Origin of the sequence: Gillisella vitis (genome assembly GCF_001541345.2) — a bacterium.
In the GTDB taxonomy this organism is placed as follows: domain Bacteria; phylum Pseudomonadota; class Alphaproteobacteria; order Rhizobiales; family Rhizobiaceae; genus Allorhizobium; species Allorhizobium vitis.
In genome coordinates this window covers 1-15,250 of record NZ_LMVL02000003.1, presented here as the reverse complement: position 1 = coordinate 15,250, position 15,250 = coordinate 1, and the positions used below count along the sequence as shown (strand labels likewise).

Sequence of the window (15,250 nt, the reverse complement as noted above, 5' to 3'; positions counted from 1 at the left end):
CCTCTTAGATGTTGCGGTCAGGATAGCGGGCCATCAGCGCCTCCAGGTCGGCACGGGCAAGCTCAGCGCGGGCTGTGGCAACGGGGCGAAACGCCCCGCTCATGGCGGCGAATTCGCGCGGGGTCAGCGCCCAGAAGGCCTGCGGGGTCAGCCGCAGCAGGTGAAATCCAGCATGCATCACCGCCTCCCATGGAAAGGGAGGCGGCTTTGCCGTGTCGGATCGACCCGCTGCGGCCCTCAAGGGCGGGCGGGATCGCCTTCACTGATCGAGGCGGATTGGCCTGCGGTTCCAAACGTGACGAGCAGCAATTCGCGGACGATGGCGACGCAGGCGGCAAGCCCGCCCTCGACGCACATGTCGGCGACATCCTCATCGGCGCAGCAATTGCCGCCGCCCCGCAAACCGACGGCCAGAATGCGGATCAGATCGCGGCTGGAAAGCTTGCCACTGGAAAACCGCAGGGCAAGATCCGCCAGACTGTCGGCGGCAAAGGCCGTTTCCAGTTCGGCCAGCGCACCCAGCGTCAGGCACAGAATCCGCCGCTCGCCATCGATCACCGCTTCCACTTCGCCGCGCCTGCGGTTGGCGCGCATGCCCGTCCCCCCGTTTATGGTCCCGCTCATGCCGTCACCTCAAAGGCAATCACCCCTGCCGATTCCAGCGCGATGTCGAATTTCAACTCGCCATCGTGCTCGCCGGAATAGTCAAGCGCCGTCACCTGAAACAGCCCGGTCACCGTGCCAAACGCCGGGATCACCACCTGCCAGCTCAAGACCGATCCGGCAAAAAACGCCGCCCGGACCAGTTCATCGGAGGACTGGTCCTTGAACAGCCCGGCCCCCGACAAGGAAGCGCGTTTGGCACCGGCACCGGCCAAAAGCTCACGCCAGCGCCCGGCGCTGTCGGCATCGGTCACATCGACGGTTTCGGTATTGAAGGCCAGCTTGCGCGAACGCAGTCCTGCAACGGTTACATAATCGCTGCCGCTGATAATCTTCAGCAGCAGGTCCTTACCCCTCTGGGCCACCATAAAAAATCTCCTTGAAAATAACTAGAAATCCGCAAACCGGCCGCCAACCACGCCAGGGCGACATCCACCCCCTCACCTTCCCTCGAAGGTCTCTCCCCAGGGCGGGACCGGACAAAACCGGCACATCCGCCCATCCCTTTTCAGGAAGAAGACCCAGGACAAAGGTAAGGAGACCAAGAGGCCCGCAGGGGAAGCACCAAAACTGGTGCAACCGCGAAAAATACACGCGAAACGAAGGGAACGGTTGCACTCGACGGTGCTGCATGCGCTATGAGACGGTCGTCAGGCTATGACAGCGCGAAATTGCAGCTCGGCCAGATAAAGGCCGGTCTTTGCCTCACGGCGACTGACGGTCTTGATATGGCGCAACGCAATCAGGCGGGCATGGGCGAGCGGCAGTGCCGCATCCTGCAACACAGCGCGCACCATCGCCGCCAGGCTTTCCGCCTCGCGACGGCTGAGCGAGGACCAGGCCTGCAAACTGACCAGCGCTTCAACCAGCCCGTCATCGTCGGTGGAAAGATCCGTCACCGTCACCTCACCCACCATCAGGTAAGGCTGGGCGGAGCGCAGCAGCCGCCGATCCTTCATCCCATCGGCACCGATAATCGCTGCAATGCCAGTATCGGCGAGCGCCGCCGCTGTCATCGCCGTCAGCAGGTCATTGACCGGACTGTGCGTGGTCATCGGACGTCTCTCCAATTTTCTCGCCCTTCGGCTCTTCGCTCGCGCTTTGCCTTTTGGCAGCCGCCCGGCTTGCGGCCTCTTCCACCCTGCGCCGCAGCGCAGCGGTAAAATCCGTCACGGCACCCTGCTGCCCGTTTGCTGAAAATTGCAGGCTCATCTGATCTCCTCCTCACAATCCAGCAGCAGAAACCGCTTGGTCTCATCCGGGTCGCGCAGCGCCCGGATCGCCAGAATGCGCGTTCCCTTCACCAGCCGATGACCGCGCGCCACATCGGTGCGAAAGCGAATGGTCATCCAGCAACGACTGGGTGGCGGCGGGCATGGCGTAAATCTCCATGGTCGGAAAGCTGAGTTCCGTCAGCTGCGGCGTATCGGTCTGGGTGCGGGCCGTGGTTTCGGCCACCCAGCCGGAGGCCATGCCCGTTGGCGCAAACGGCTTTTTCAGCACCGCGCCCGATACCTGCCGGACGCTGGCCAATTGCCGGATCGGCGAGATGGAGGCGAGCCTGCGGCCAATCTCGCTATCGGTCTCGTCGGTGACCAGATAACCGCCATCCGCATCCGAACCAATCGCCATGGATTTGGCATCGAGATCGCGCAGCGCCGTCTCATCACCGCGCCGGATATAGGCCTCGAAAGCCGCCTTGCGCTCCGACGCTTCAAGGCTGGCGGACCCGCCGCGATTGCCATTCGACCCCAACGCCGGGCGCAGCTTTTTCAGCGCCAGTTGGTCCAACAACCGGGATTGTTCGTCCATCGCCTTGTTGATCCGCTCCACCTTGTCACGGGTGACGACATCGGCGGTCAGCTTCTGCTCGATTTCGCCAAGCCGCTGGTCATTGGCCTGCTTGAAACCCTCGAAGGCTTCCATAAAGTCGTCAAAGGCGGCGGCCATGGTTTCCGGGATCGCCTTGATTTCGGGGGCTGTCATCTGATGATCGCTCATAAATCCATCCTTTATTTGAAATTGCTGTTGGCCATCGTCCGGGCTGCCCGGCGCATCGCCCGGATCAGCTCGGTATCCTTGTCGCGGAAAAACCGCTGATGCTTGACATTGGAAACCCTGGCCGAAGGGGCCATGGGAAAAGTGACGACGGAAATTTCCCAGAGATCGGCCTCCAGAATACGGCGAATGCCGGTTTTGGCGTCCTGACGGGATTTCACCGTCTGGAAACCGATCGACAGCCCGTCCAGCGCGCCTGATTTCATAAGGGCGCGCACCTCCTCGGCGCGCTTGACACCGGGGGAAAGCCGTCCCTCGACATAAAGACCGCGCGCATCCTCCTTCAGCAGTGTCCAGCTACCAATCGGCTGGTTGGGATCGTGCTGGTAAAGCATGCGAATTCCGCCTGCGCCGCGCCCCTGCAAGCTGGTGCGAAACGCCCCCGGCTCGATCATGTCGCGCCCCAGATCCACTTCGCCGAACACGCTGGCATAGCCGCTGAACGTGCCGTCGCCGCTGAGATCCGACAGGGTCAGATCGGCAAATTTGCGCACAAGTTTTCTCGGCCCGCGATAAGCGTGCATGAATTCCTCCTTTAATCTGGCCTTTAAACTGGAATGAGATCGACGACTTCAGCCGTCCTTGCGCCCGTAGCGGCCCGCAAACCGCGCCAAAGCACCCAGCGCCCACCAGGCCGAAAGGCTGGCAAGCGTCGCCCCCGCCAGCATGATTTCGGCACCGGACAGGCTTTGCAGAATGTCCAACTTGCGGGCCAGCCATTGGCCGGTGGCGCCGCCGAAAATCAGCCCGATGGCCAGCCCGGTGAAAAACCGGGTCGCCGCCTCGCGCCGCCCTCTTGGCAGAAGATAGACCAGCGAGATGGCGGACCCCGCCAATGCCCCCGCCAGCCGCGCACCCCATAAGGGGGTGTCGGGTGTAAAATCGGTCATTTTGTTAATCTTTTCGTCTTATGATTGCGGAGATGGACACAAATCCGCCCTGGTTTATCCGAGAATTCTAATCTTTAGAATCGCTTAAGCGCGTCTGCTCACAAACAGGGTGCGGACGTTCACACTCTGAATCACCCTCCTGCGGAACAGAGTCCGGATCAGGCATCAACCTCTTGAAACTTCGAGGCTTTACGCGTCATACCCAACCGCCTGGCGCTTTTCCTCTTCGGTGAGGAAGCTGGCAGACCCGACCCGTGACCACAGCGCGTCACGCTCGCTGGACAGGCCCTCGACCTGATCGAGATCGGGCTTCAGGCACAAGACCTCGCCAAACCCATCGGACAGAAACCCCGACAGGCTGGCGGCGGTGCGGCGGATCAGCGGCAAGACCGTCAGTCGGTAGAAGGCGCGGTTGGCCTCCTGGTAATTGGCATAGGTATTGTCGCCGGGAATGCCCAGCAGCATCGGCGGCACGCCGAGCGAGAGCGCGATATCGCGGGCCGCGCCATTGCGGGCATCGGTAAAATCCATGTCCCGTGGGGTCAGGCTCATCGCCTTCCAGTCCAGCCCACCCTCCAGCAGCATCGGTCGGCCCGCCTGCATCGGCCCGGAATAGCCCTGTTCCAGCTCGTCTTTCAGCCGCTGATATTGTTCCGGCGGCAGGTTGCCGCCCTCCTTGGGCTGATAGACCAGCGCCCCGGAGGGACGGGCGGAATTGTCAAGCAACGCCTTGTTCCAGGTGGCGGCGGCATTGTGCAGGTCCAGCGCGTTATGGGCGGAAGCCAAGGGAGCATAGCCGCTGATGTCATCGAGCGGATGAAACAGCTTGAAATGCAGGATCGGCTGCGGCTCGCCTTCAGCGGCAACCCGGCGCGTCACCCCAGCGGCGCGATAATCATAGGCGACCGGCCAGCCATCGGCCCCTTCGACGACGCTGACTCGGTCGGGGCGCAACAGATGCAGTTCCATCAGCCGCCCACCAAGCCACAGCGGCTCCAGATAGGCATTGCCTGACAGCAGCAGATGGCCATAAAGCATTTCGAAAAAATCCGCCCCCGTCGCCCGCCCATTGGGCCGGGCCAGAAGCGCCAGCGCCGGATGCTCGCTCAATTCCCCGGCCCCGTCCTGTGGCAGACCCTGATAGAGAAGAAGTGGCACAGCGGCAGCCGCCTCCGACACCAGCCGCACCGCCCGATGCGCCACCGGATTGCCAAGAAAGCCCGCGCGTGACAACGCCGCATAAGACCGCCCCGTGCCGCGCCCGGCACCGGTGGAGAGCAGCATTTCCAACCCCGCACGGGGTCGTATCGCCGCTTTTGTCTGTGTTGGCGTCGCCGACGACACAACAGCACGATTGGCCCGCCGAAACGGCAGGCGAAAGGAAGACAGCATGATGTTCTCCTGAAGTTGCGATATTTGCGCCGGTGACGTGGTAAGACCTGCCCATTGAGGGGCCTGACGACGCGGGTCTGCATTTTCGTGAAACACGGAAATCGTGTCAGTAAATCTCACCCCAAGCCCGCCAAAATAGCGCGCCCATACCCAGCCACCAGGTCCGCCCGGTCCTGCCCGTTGACAATGCGCCGCGCGCCGACCCAATCGCTTGCCGTGGCAGTAAACACGTCGCCAAGCCCGACACCCGAAAACAGCCCATCGCGCATGCCCACGACCAGAATATCCGCCGCCGTCGCCATATTCAGCGCGCGGCCCGGATCCGCAACGAGATCGACGCCCAATGCCACTGACAAAGCCTGATAATTACGCTTATGGGTAAGTTGCACAAAGCCCCGGCCAAACCAGCTATGCCCCGCCTCATCCAGCCGCCAATACGGCGCGCTTACCTGGGGCAAGCGGCCCGCCGCATAGGCGCGCTCCAGCCGGTCGATGGCGTCGGCATCGGTTTTCGCCAGTGTTTCCCGCACGGGCTGGAAGCGACCCGCCGTTTCATGAAAGGCGGTGGCCAGCACATAGGCGATATGGCGGTGGTCGGTCAGACCATGGCGCGCACAGCCCGCCAGAATGGCGTTGATGCCCTGCACCTGAGCCGTGCCGAGCCGCCCGCCGCACAAGTCACCGCGGATCCGGTTGAAGAGCGATTGCAGCGCCATGGTGTTCATCAACGTTCAATTCCTCTTAAAATAGCAGGGTCTAACCGAACGCGGGTAGATTGAACCCAAAAAATGCTGGGATTTAAATCGGTTAAACAAAATTCAATCGGTTCAGGCCCTGTCACGAGATATTTACAAAGATTTAAGCTTGTGGAACTTTCCGCTCCACCGCTGGTTATGAGCGGCACAGAGCAACAAGCCCTGCCGCGCCATGACAGGCGCCGGGCGGTTAACAGAGGAGTAATGTGATGGACGCCAAGAGCAGCAGCCAGATCAGCAAGACGATTGCAGAGGCCAGCCGGACCATTCCTGCCCATATCGTTGAGCGCCTTGAATCCGAATGGCGCCAGATGCGCCAGCCTTCGACGCAGCCAGCCCCTGCCAGCAAGTAAATTACAGCGTGCGAATGCGCGGCTCGCCCGCGCATTCCAGAAGCAGCGCGGTCAAGGCCCAGACCAGCGCATCGAGTCTATCCGGCGACCGGCCATTCGACAGGCCCTCCGGGCCAAAATCACACATCTGATCTTCCAGATCTGAAAACCGGGCCGCATGCAAAACGCGGCCTTGCTCATAAAGCGCTGCCACCGGCTCGGCCCGCAGATACTTACCGCGTGTCGCTCGCACCATCCGCACCGGCAGATTGGCATCGACGCTTTTCAACAGCGCGCCAACCATTTCTCCGCCCTGATTGACCTCCGCTACTACCCGGTCCGCCTCAAACCGGCGAAACGCCCGCACCACGGCGGTCGCCCAGCTGGCCGGACTTTCTCCCGTCACCGAACAATCAGCCAGCACCACCGCCCGGCCCAGCCGGTCGAGACCGGCAACGACAATGCCGCAAACCGATTGCGCCCCTGCCCCGGAGGGCGGATCGACGCCGACCACAATGCGATGCAGCGGCTCGCTGAGCCGAACTGTCAATTGCTCCAGCCGGTCGCGCCGCCAGAGCGCATCCTCACGATCCTCGATCAACTCGCCATCCAGTTCCTGACGGCCCAGCCGCGTGCCGCCATAGCGGGCCTGCAGGGCCTCGATAAAGCCGGGGGCGAGATTGCCAGCATTCCCGAAGGTGGAAAGCCGGGTCAGCCTTGTGCCGGGGTCCGCCAACAATCGTTTGAGGATCGGCACCGGACGCGGCGTGGTTGTTATCACCTGGCGGGGATCATTCCCAAGCCGCAGGGAAAATTGCAGCATATCGAAGGTCTCCTCGCCATGCTTCCATTTGGCAATCTCATCGCACCAGGCATAGTGAAACTGCGGACCACGCAGGCTTTCCGGGTCTTCGGCCGAAAACAGTTGCGCCATCGCCCCATTCGGCCAAACCAGCCTGCGTCGGGAAATTTCCACCTCAGGGCGTTTGTGGCGGGCAATACGCGCAATGCCGGACAGACCATCCACCATCACCTCGCGGGCATCGCCCAGGGTTTCGCCCACCAGCGCGATCCGCACAGCGGATTTATCGCCAGCCGAAGCGATCTCATGCACCCATTCGGCCCCGGCCCGGGTCTTGCCGGAACCGCGACCGCCCATCAGCAACCAGTTGCGCCACGCCCCCTGGGGCGGCGCCTGCAAGGGATGCCGCAGCAAGGCCCAGCTGCGCGCCAGCCGCTGCAAGGCTGCAAGCTCCAGCCCCTGCATCACGTCACCGCCGTTGTTTCCATCCGCCTGAAGGGCTGAGATAACAGAATCATCGCCCTGCCGTTCGCTGATTGCCTGCGCCAGCAGCGATCCCTCATCTCCCAGTGCCGAAACCGTGTCACGCAGATTTTGCATCTCCCGGCGCAGGGCGGATAAACCATTGTTTTCGGCCTGCGATGCCGCCAGAAGGGCGGCAACCGATATGCCCGCCGACAGCCGATCCGAACGTCCTGTCACCTGCGATCCTCACGCTGTTGTCTGGATTAGCTGCTCGCTTGTCGCGCCCGGCGGGCCAGTTGCAGCAAGACTTTCAGCTTTCCACCGCTCAAATAGCAGCGCCGCCTTGGCATCCGCCTGGGTCTCCACCAGCGCCAACAGCCGGGCCTGGGCAACATCCAGCGTCTCGGTCTCGCCCGCCCGCTCTTCCTCGGCTTCGCGGTCACGGACCAGTTGGCGTTGCAGCGCATCGATTTTTTCCAGCGTGCGGACAATCACCGACATGGCTTCGGTCGCCGCCTTTAGATCGGCACGGGCGAGCTTTGCAGCCGCCTCATCGCCCCCCTCCATCAACGCCGCCGCCCCTTCGCGCAACAGCCGGAACTGCTCGAATTGCGCTGACATTTCCCGCGTTAGCTCATTGAGCAACCCGGCATAATGATCGCTCAAGGCCGCGAGATCGGCAGCCTTGATTTCCAGCCCGTCACTGAGGATTAACCCATGCCGGTCGCGGGCAAAGGACAGAGCCGGTAAAGGCCAGCAGCCGTAAAGCGATATGTCGAAATCATCCACGATGAATATCCTCCCGGCAGACGAGGCTCCCATCACAATAAGATGGGGGCTGCCACAACCAGAGTTAAAGCGCTGTAAGTATATGAAATTGAGCGTAAAAACCGAGCCGGGAGGACCGAAGCCGCAGATTTCCGACCGTAGACAAAACCTAACAAAACACCGTCACGGTGTCAATGACTATTTTCCTATTTAGGTTTTTTTTCTTATTTTTAATTTTGACGAAGACAACCGTCTTCCATGAAGCGGAGCATCACTCAACGCCCAATCAGCAGATGATAGAAGAGTGTCGAGACCATATCCGGTTTAATTTCACAATTGCCGGTTATAGCACCCTGCATTTTATAAAATGCCAAAGGACACGGTAACTCTTTAAAACTGCTGTGTTTATAGGCTAAGGCTGTTGAATCCGCCCCTCGTGAAGACATCACGAACCGCGCCACCAAGACTATTGAGATCCGAACGACAGAGACGCACGGATCTGTCTGGTTCAGCATACAACCGACTGAGGCTGTCTCTTATACACACCTGACGCTGCCGACGATAAGGCTCGCGCAGCACACAGGCTGTTATACGCACATGCGGCAACAACTAAACAACACGCCTGATGCGCGTCCTGCCGCCAGTAAAAAACACTGCGGCAGATATAAAGCAGACAGTCATAGCGGATGAGGCTTTCGCCTGACCCGTTATCCCGAGGCTCAGGCCTCTTCCATTTCCACCTTGCGGTTATTGTGCGTGGAAGAACCACCAAGCTTTTCCAAGATCGGGCAATCCGGGCGGTCGCCCTGCTCGCAGTGATCAACCAGGTTTTTCAACGTGTCGACCATGGCCTGCATGGCTTCCATCTTGTCTTCGAGTTCGCGCAGGTGGTTCATGGCCACCTGACGCACATCGTCATGTCTGCGGCCAGAGTCGCTCCACAGCGCCAGCAACCGCTCCGTTTCCTCCAGGGAAAACCCGAGGGTCCGCGCCCGCCGCACAAAGCGCAGACGATGGACTTCATTTTCGCCATAGACCCGATAATTGCTTGAGGTGCGCCGTGCCGGCAAAACCAGCCCGATTTCCTCATAGTAGCGGATCATCTTCGCAGAAACGCCGGAGGCTGCGGCGGCTTCTCCGATATTCATGAGCTTGTCCTTCCTGGTTGCAAGCAGAAATAGCAAAATATCCAGCTCGCGACGTTTTCAAAATTGCATTCTAGCTTTTAACTATCAATATCGACAGAAGTAAATAACCAAAAAAAGTTACATTGGATTGACTCATTTTTACGTGAACGACAGCAAGAGCCCGGCTTCTCCGGCTCGAATTGCCAAACACTCCTCATGCCTGCAATTTCACCGAAAGCGTATCGCGATCCGATACATTCACGTCTCGAAACGATACAGGAAATAAATCGGCAAATTCGAGATTATGATAGTACAGCCTGCAATACACGAAGCCGCTATATAACCAATCACAACCTAAGGTGCAATCCTCAACCGGCGCGATGGTGCAAAAATCCAGCGGGCGTGCCGAAGCTGAAGGGCCAGCAGAAGCAAGGCATCAATCGGGCAGTATTTCAGAGAAGTCAAAATCATCGCGATAGAGATCGAAACTCGCCCTGATCCGATCCTTGACGCGCTGAGGCAATTGGCTGCCCCGCCCGCTGACACCCTTGTTGAACCGAGCATGGCCCGTCTGGATCGTCTCGGAAAACACCTCGGACAACTTTGCGGAATCGACGAATTCCGGCCCGACAAAGGCGGCGATCCTCTCGGCCAGACGCTGCTTGTTGCCGAGAAAATCCTCCTCGTAGGAGACCCAGAGCGGCTTGACCAGACCAAGCGCTTCGCAGCGTTTCCAGCTCATGAAGAATTGCAGATACCAGGCACATTGGCGATCCACCAGGATCAGATAGCGCGCCTCATCGTCCAGCTCACAATAATTGGATGGCAGGCCATCGCTGAAATAGATCGCGTCCTTGTCACGGGTTGCCGCCCATTCCTGGTGCTGTTTGCGCATCATGTCGTCCAGGCTGACCAGGCTGTCATAGACATTGCGGTAGGTTACGATCGGGCGAATATTATAAAGCTCAAGCTGCTGGCAAAGATAGGGCGTACAGCGCAAATGATGCTGCGCCACATAGCCAAGGCCATTATTGCCATATTGGATCAACGCCAATTCATCCGTTTCCTGCTCACGCAGGGTAATGCCCATAGAAAAAGGCGTCTGTGGCGACAAGGCCGAGGACATCAGCACCGCCATCGGCACATTCAAAACTTTCATCAAGCTCTGACCGATGAAGGTCGAAGCCGATTTCGGCAGGCACGCCACCAGAACATTCGGCTGATGCGCTCGCGAGGCCGTCAACCGTGCCCGCATGAGAGCCTCGCCAAGTTCCGGCACGGAAATCGCCAGGCTGTCGGCTGCGGCATCGCTCATCTTCGGCACATAGAAAGGATGCGCCAGCGAAAACACACCCGAAATCGCGAAAGCATCGGCAGGATCGGTCCGCCGGAGAAATTCATCGAATTTCCGCGATACCCATTCCGCGTCGGGTACCGGGGCCGCTTCGCGAACAAAGCTTTTGACAAGGGACCAGTCCAGTCTCGACATAGGCTCTCCATTGCACCGAAATGGTTTCAATCGTGATGAAATTATAGTGTAGAACTTGTACGAGACTTACCTTAAGGATAAGCTTGCAGGCGATTGTCAGGGCGCGTCCCCGGCCACCTTCAATGGCCACCGTCAGTTGCCAGTCACAAAGACAATCCTCACAGGCACTTGCTCTTCGCTGACCGTGCGGCCCGGGCGGAAATCCCGGCCTGATGAACGGTTTCGGGGTCGCCAGAAACCAGCGGATGCCACCAGTAAAGGTCGCGGCCCTCATGGACGAGGTTGCAAGCTCCTGCCTGGCGCAAGCTTCTTCAGTCAGCTTTACACCATAACGTTTTCACCCGTTGCAAATAGCCCTTTTGGCACAGACACACCCCGGTGCATCGACGCATTCACTTCGGTCATGCTCTCATCACCAAGCTTTTGTTTATGCGTCGATATCTCCAATTCGGCCAAAGCCTCCGTTTGGATAGACGCAGCAGGATAAGGACAGGTTGCAGCATGGAACATGCGGTCGGCATCCGGACGAATGACAAGGCAGGCTCGAACCTGGAAGACACGCTGGGCCAGACGCTAGCAGACATATCCACCCTGGCGCCGCGCGAAGCGCTAAGCCTGGGAATGGATTATCTGTCCTCCGTGCCGCAAAACCGGGCTCTGGAAGTCGCCGCGGCCCTTTGCCATGCCAATCCGTTCTTTCTGCCTGCGGTAAGCGATGGCGATGCCCAGGGTCTGAAGCTGTCGACTTCCCAACTTGCCGAATTGACATTTCGGGCGAGATTGACGGCAAACCGGGCCAGACAGCCGAATGTTCTGGTGGCCTGTGCGCCCAAATCGGCCTCGACTTTCATTTCGATGGCGTTGGTGCAGGCGCTGGATATCCCCCTGGCCAACCTGGCACTTCCCAGCCTCACACCCGGCAGCGGCTCTGCACTGGGAGGCAATCTGCGCTCGCAGGAAACCGATGAGCTTGCACTTATGCGGCATGGATTGAACGGCCGTGGCTATGTCGCCCAGCATCACATTCGATGCACGCCCTATCTGGCCCGCCAGATGGCGCTTTACAACATCCGCCCTATCGTCACTGTCCGTAATTTCTTCGACACGCTGATCAGCCTCGATGATATGTTCCAATCCTGGCGCGCTTCCAATCGTCCGGTCGATACCATTTTTTTTGATGACGGCCTGCCAATCAATTACCACCACCTGCCCTTCGAGGAGCGGCTTGACATGCTGGTTGCGGCTCAAGCGGTCTGGTATGCGCAGTTTCTGCTGAGTTGGCAGCGATGCGAAATGCTCAATCTGGTCAAGCCGCTATGGGTTTCCTATGAAACGGATTTCCTCGGTGACAAGGCGGTTCTGGCCGATCGGATCGCCACCTTCACCGGAGCGGACAGCCAGGCGGCTCAGAAAATCACCGAGGCGCTGGCCGACAAGCGTGACGGTGAACGCAAGCGGATCAATCAGGGCATCGCGGGCCGCGGAGCCGAGGTGCCGGACAATATTCGTCGGCAGGCCATGGCCATTTTCGACCGCTATGCTGGCTATGGCGACCTGACGCTTCTAACCGGACCGGTGGCAGCCAAGACAGCAGCCTAGGTGGTTTGGACACTCGACCTCGATGATCAAATGTTAAATTCTAAAATTCTTTAGAAACAGTAGATATAAAGAGCTACAGCGCCGTGCGCCATATATGGTGCACGGCGCTGTAGTGGTCTTCAAGATTTTTGACATTTGCTCTCGAGGGTGCTGCGAACAGTAGAAAATGTCAAAATCATACTACGAGTGCATCGATCCAAACGAAAGCTTCAGCCGAGTTTGGAAAAAACCCGTCTGCTTCTGTCGTCATTTCATGCCCCTATTGGTCGCCAGATTCTTCGGCCTGCAAGAGCACCGTCAAAGGCCAGTCACAGAGATAATCCTCGAAATCCTCCACAGAAACATGCTCTTCGCTGACCGTGCGGCCCCGGGCGGAAATCCCGGCCTGATGGACGGTTTCGGGGTCGCCCGACACCAGCGGATGCCACCAGTAAAGGTCGCGTCCTTCATGCACCAGCCGGTAGCCGCAGCTGGGCGGCAGCCAGGCGATGTCCTCAACCTGATCTGGCGTCAGCTGGATACAATCGGGCACGGTGGCCTGCCGGTTGGGATAGTCCTTGCACCGACAGCTTTCCCCATCCAGCAGACGACAGGCAACGGAGGTGAAGACCACCTCACCGCTCTCCCAGTCCTCCAGCTTGTTGAGACAGCACAGGCCGCAGCCATCGCACAGCGCTTCCCACTCCGCAGTGTTCATCTCGTCGAGGCTCTTGGTTTTCCAATAGGGTTCGCTGGTCATCATGCCCTTGGCCATCGGTCGGATGCGAGCACCCAATCGGCGGCAATCTTATAGATTCGTTAAAAGTTAAGTCGCATATGATCCATTGGCTGGGATATATCGCGATCAACGCAGACATGGGCGCAAGCTTGGCGCCTGTCAAGCGTTGCATGTGAAGCGTTGCATATGCCTACAGCATCCCCGGCACCCTATGCCTGTGATATTGTAGCAGATCATCTTAAGGCTCGGCCCCGGAACCGCCATGCAGAAGAAAAAGCGGCATATCTTTCTCAAACTCGACGCCTGGCTGGATTCCACCCTGTGGAATACCGGCTTCCAGGCCGCCGAATTCTGGGAGGAAACCACGATCTTCTTTCGCCGCTTCCGGATGCGCGGCTGGAAGAAATGGCTGTTCGAGGCGCTGGGCGAAGCGATGACGCTGGGCACCGTGGGTGCCGTCGCCATGCTGGCGCTGGCCATGCCCGCCTTTCAGGAAACGGTCAAGGATTGGCGCAATCGGGGCGATTTTGCCGTGACCTTTCTGGATCGCTACGGCAATGTCATCGGCCATCGCGGCATTATCCATGAAAATTCCGTGCCCTTCGAGGACCTTCCCGACAATCTGATCAAGGCGGTGCTGGCCACCGAAGACCGGCGGTTTTTCGACCATTTCGGCATCGATTTCATCGGCCTTGGCCGGGCGCTCAGCGAAAATGCCAGGGCTGGCGGCGTGGTGCAGGGCGGCTCGACGCTAACCCAGCAGCTCGCCAAAAACCTGTTTCTCACCAATGAGCGCTCCATCGAGCGCAAGATCAAGGAAGCCTTCCTGTCGCTGTGGCTGGAGGCCAATCTGTCGAAACAGGAAATCCTGTCGCTCTATCTCGACCGTGCCTATATGGGCGGCGGCACATTCGGCGCGGCGGCGGCCTCGCAATTCTATTTCGGCAAGAGCGTGCGCGACGTCAATCTGGCCGAGGCTGCCATGCTGGCGGGTCTGTTCAAGGCACCGGCCAAATATGCGCCGCATGTCAACCTGCCCGCCGCCCGTGGCCGCGCCAATGAAGTGTTGAGCAATCTGGTGCAAAGCGGCTTCATGAGCGAGGGCCAGGTGATTGCCGCCCGGCGCAATCCGGCCACCGTGGTCGATCGGGCCGAGCGCGAGGCACCGGACTTTTTCCTGGATTGGGCATTTGACGAGGTGCAGCGCGTCGCCGCCCGTTTTCCAGAACATTCGCTGATCGTGCGCACCACTATCGATCCCGGCCTGCAAAAAGTCGCCGAAACCGCTGTTAGCAATACGCTGCGCGAATATGGCGAACAATATAATGTCAAACAGGCGGCCCTCGTGACGCTGGAAAACGGCGGCGCGGTGCGCGCCATGGTCGGCGGGCGCGATTACGGCGAGAGCCAGTTCAACCGCGCCACGCGCGGCCTGCGCCAACCCGGCTCTTCCTTCAAGATCTATACCTATGCCGTGGCGATGGAAGCGGGCCTGACACCGGAGACCACCATTGTCGATGGTCCGGTCAATTGGGGCAATTGGAGCCCGCATAATTATGGCAACAGCTATGCCGGGCGCATTACGCTGACGACGGCGCTGGCCAAATCGATCAACACCGTGCCGGTCCGCCTCGTCAAGGACCGGCTGGGCGTCGTTTCCGTCATCCGCATGGCCAAAGCCATGGGCGTGGAAACGCCGATCCGTAAAGATGTCACCATTCCGCTCGGCACCTCGGAAGTGACCGTCATGGACCAGGCGACGGCCTATGCCGTGCTGCCATCGGGTGGCCTGCAATCACGCCGCCACGGCATTGTCGATATCAGAGATTATCGCGGCCATGTGCTCTACGACTTCGACCGCGACGAACCGGCCCCGCGCCGGGTGCTGACCGAGCAGGCCGATAACTACATGAACCAAATGCTGACCAAGGTTCCCTATATCGGCACGGGCCGCAAAGCCGCCCTGGACGGCATTCTCACCGCCGGCAAGAGCGGCACGACGCAAGCCTACCGCGATGCCTGGTTCGTCGGCTTTACCGGCAATTTCACAACCGCCGTCTGGTTCGGCAATGATGACTATACTTCAACCAACAACATGACCGGCGGCTCACTTCCGGCCATGACCTTCAAGACCATCATGGACTACGCCCACCAGGGCGTCGCCGTCCGGCCAATTCCAGGCGTGCTGGAAC

Annotated in this window: 19 protein-coding genes and 2 pseudogenes; 3 read left to right on the top strand and 18 right to left on the bottom strand. The window is 59.5% G+C overall.

What is annotated here, in order from left to right; translation table 11 throughout:
- Positions 1-4 precede the first annotated feature (4 nt).
- The 11 genes and pseudogenes from ASB66_RS10170 to ASB66_RS10120 all read right to left on the bottom strand — a co-directional run bounded on the left by ASB66_RS10170 (position 5) and on the right by ASB66_RS10120 (position 5,728).
- Positions 5-241, bottom strand: coding sequence for a rcc01693 family protein (locus ASB66_RS10170; protein ID WP_081088853.1), 237 nt, complete (start codon positions 239-241; stop codon positions 5-7).
- Positions 238-624, bottom strand: a complete 387-nt coding sequence (locus tag ASB66_RS10165) for a gene transfer agent family protein (RefSeq protein WP_060715968.1) — start codon at positions 622-624, stop codon at positions 238-240. Before ASB66_RS10165 ends, ASB66_RS10170 begins: the two co-directional genes overlap by 4 nt.
- Complete coding sequence (locus ASB66_RS10160; RefSeq protein ID WP_060715969.1) at positions 621-1,031, bottom strand: phage major tail protein, TP901-1 family; 411 nt, start codon at positions 1,029-1,031, stop codon at positions 621-623. Before ASB66_RS10160 ends, ASB66_RS10165 begins: the two co-directional genes overlap by 4 nt.
- A 282-nt stretch (positions 1,032-1,313) precedes the next feature.
- A complete protein-coding gene (locus tag ASB66_RS10155) occupies positions 1,314-1,718 on the bottom strand; it encodes a DUF3168 domain-containing protein (protein ID WP_060715970.1) in 405 nt (134 codons plus the stop codon).
- Positions 1,693-1,875: a hypothetical protein gene (locus tag ASB66_RS10150; RefSeq protein ID WP_060715971.1), complete on the bottom strand. Its 183-nt coding sequence runs from the start codon at positions 1,873-1,875 to the stop codon at positions 1,693-1,695. The genes ASB66_RS10155 and ASB66_RS10150 overlap by 26 nt, the downstream gene beginning before the upstream one ends.
- Complete coding sequence (locus ASB66_RS10145) at positions 1,872-2,012, bottom strand: phage head closure protein (RefSeq protein ID WP_234823926.1); 141 nt, start codon at positions 2,010-2,012, stop codon at positions 1,872-1,874. The genes ASB66_RS10150 and ASB66_RS10145 overlap by 4 nt, the downstream gene beginning before the upstream one ends.
- Positions 2,008-2,664 (bottom strand): annotated as a pseudogene (locus tag ASB66_RS10140) (phage major capsid protein); the annotation flags it as partial. The gene ASB66_RS10145 and the pseudogene ASB66_RS10140, both read right to left, overlap by 5 nt.
- A gap of 11 nt (positions 2,665-2,675) precedes the next feature.
- Entirely contained in the window at positions 2,676-3,245 is a 570-nt protein-coding gene (locus ASB66_RS10135) for an HK97 family phage prohead protease (RefSeq protein ID WP_060715972.1), read from the bottom strand.
- Between the two features lie 48 nt (positions 3,246-3,293).
- Positions 3,294-3,611 carry a DUF6107 family protein gene (locus tag ASB66_RS10130; protein WP_071585339.1) on the bottom strand — a complete coding sequence of 106 codons (318 nt, stop codon included), beginning with the start codon at positions 3,609-3,611 and terminating at the stop codon, positions 3,294-3,296.
- Positions 3,612-3,800: 189 nt separating this feature from the next.
- The gene (locus ASB66_RS10125; protein WP_114386508.1) at positions 3,801-5,003 is read right to left on the bottom strand and encodes a phage portal protein; all 1,203 of its coding nucleotides are present in this window, start codon (positions 5,001-5,003) and stop codon (positions 3,801-3,803) included.
- A gap of 116 nt (positions 5,004-5,119) precedes the next feature.
- Entirely contained in the window at positions 5,120-5,728 is a 609-nt protein-coding gene (locus ASB66_RS10120) for a glycoside hydrolase family 19 protein (protein WP_114386506.1), read from the bottom strand.
- 239 nt (positions 5,729-5,967) lie between these two features.
- Here ASB66_RS10120 and ASB66_RS26460 point away from each other — a divergent pair, with 239 nt between their 5' ends.
- A complete protein-coding gene (locus ASB66_RS26460; RefSeq protein ID WP_171430968.1) occupies positions 5,968-6,111 on the top strand; it encodes a hypothetical protein in 144 nt (47 codons plus the stop codon).
- Between the two features lies 1 nt (position 6,112).
- Here the strand turns inward: ASB66_RS26460 and ASB66_RS10115 are convergent, their stop codons facing one another.
- The 6 genes and pseudogenes from ASB66_RS10115 to ASB66_RS26060 all read right to left on the bottom strand — a co-directional run bounded on the left by ASB66_RS10115 (position 6,113) and on the right by ASB66_RS26060 (position 11,251).
- On the bottom strand, positions 6,113-7,357 hold the full coding sequence (locus ASB66_RS10115; protein ID WP_060716044.1) for a DNA-packaging protein: 1,245 nt from the start codon (positions 7,355-7,357) through the stop codon (positions 6,113-6,115).
- 246 nt (positions 7,358-7,603) lie between these two features.
- A complete protein-coding gene (locus ASB66_RS10110; protein ID WP_060715975.1) occupies positions 7,604-8,146 on the bottom strand; it encodes a hypothetical protein in 543 nt (180 codons plus the stop codon).
- A gap of 698 nt (positions 8,147-8,844) precedes the next feature.
- The gene (gene cueR / locus ASB66_RS10105) at positions 8,845-9,273 is read right to left on the bottom strand and encodes a Cu(I)-responsive transcriptional regulator (RefSeq protein ID WP_060718537.1); all 429 of its coding nucleotides are present in this window, start codon (positions 9,271-9,273) and stop codon (positions 8,845-8,847) included.
- A gap of 415 nt (positions 9,274-9,688) precedes the next feature.
- On the bottom strand, positions 9,689-10,741 hold the full coding sequence (locus tag ASB66_RS10100) for a hypothetical protein (RefSeq protein WP_060718535.1): 1,053 nt from the start codon (positions 10,739-10,741) through the stop codon (positions 9,689-9,691).
- A gap of 118 nt (positions 10,742-10,859) precedes the next feature.
- Positions 10,860-11,022 (bottom strand): annotated as a pseudogene (locus ASB66_RS27210) (YcgN family cysteine cluster protein); the annotation flags it as partial.
- Positions 11,023-11,062: 40 nt separating this feature from the next.
- Positions 11,063-11,251: a hypothetical protein gene (locus ASB66_RS26060; RefSeq protein ID WP_147274033.1), complete on the bottom strand. Its 189-nt coding sequence runs from the start codon at positions 11,249-11,251 to the stop codon at positions 11,063-11,065.
- Here ASB66_RS26060 and ASB66_RS10095 point away from each other — a divergent pair.
- Complete coding sequence (locus ASB66_RS10095) at positions 11,243-12,340, top strand: hypothetical protein (protein WP_060718534.1); 1,098 nt, start codon at positions 11,243-11,245, stop codon at positions 12,338-12,340. The genes ASB66_RS26060 and ASB66_RS10095 overlap by 9 nt on opposite strands.
- Before the next feature lie 259 nt (positions 12,341-12,599).
- Here ASB66_RS10095 and ASB66_RS10090 read toward each other — a convergent pair whose 3' ends face one another.
- The gene (locus ASB66_RS10090; protein WP_060718536.1) at positions 12,600-13,079 is read right to left on the bottom strand and encodes a YcgN family cysteine cluster protein; all 480 of its coding nucleotides are present in this window, start codon (positions 13,077-13,079) and stop codon (positions 12,600-12,602) included.
- 241 nt (positions 13,080-13,320) lie between these two features.
- On the opposite strand from ASB66_RS10090, the gene ASB66_RS10085 reads away from it, so the two are divergent.
- On the top strand, positions 13,321-15,250 hold a 1,930-nt coding region (locus ASB66_RS10085), incomplete at its 3' end, for a transglycosylase domain-containing protein (protein WP_114386504.1).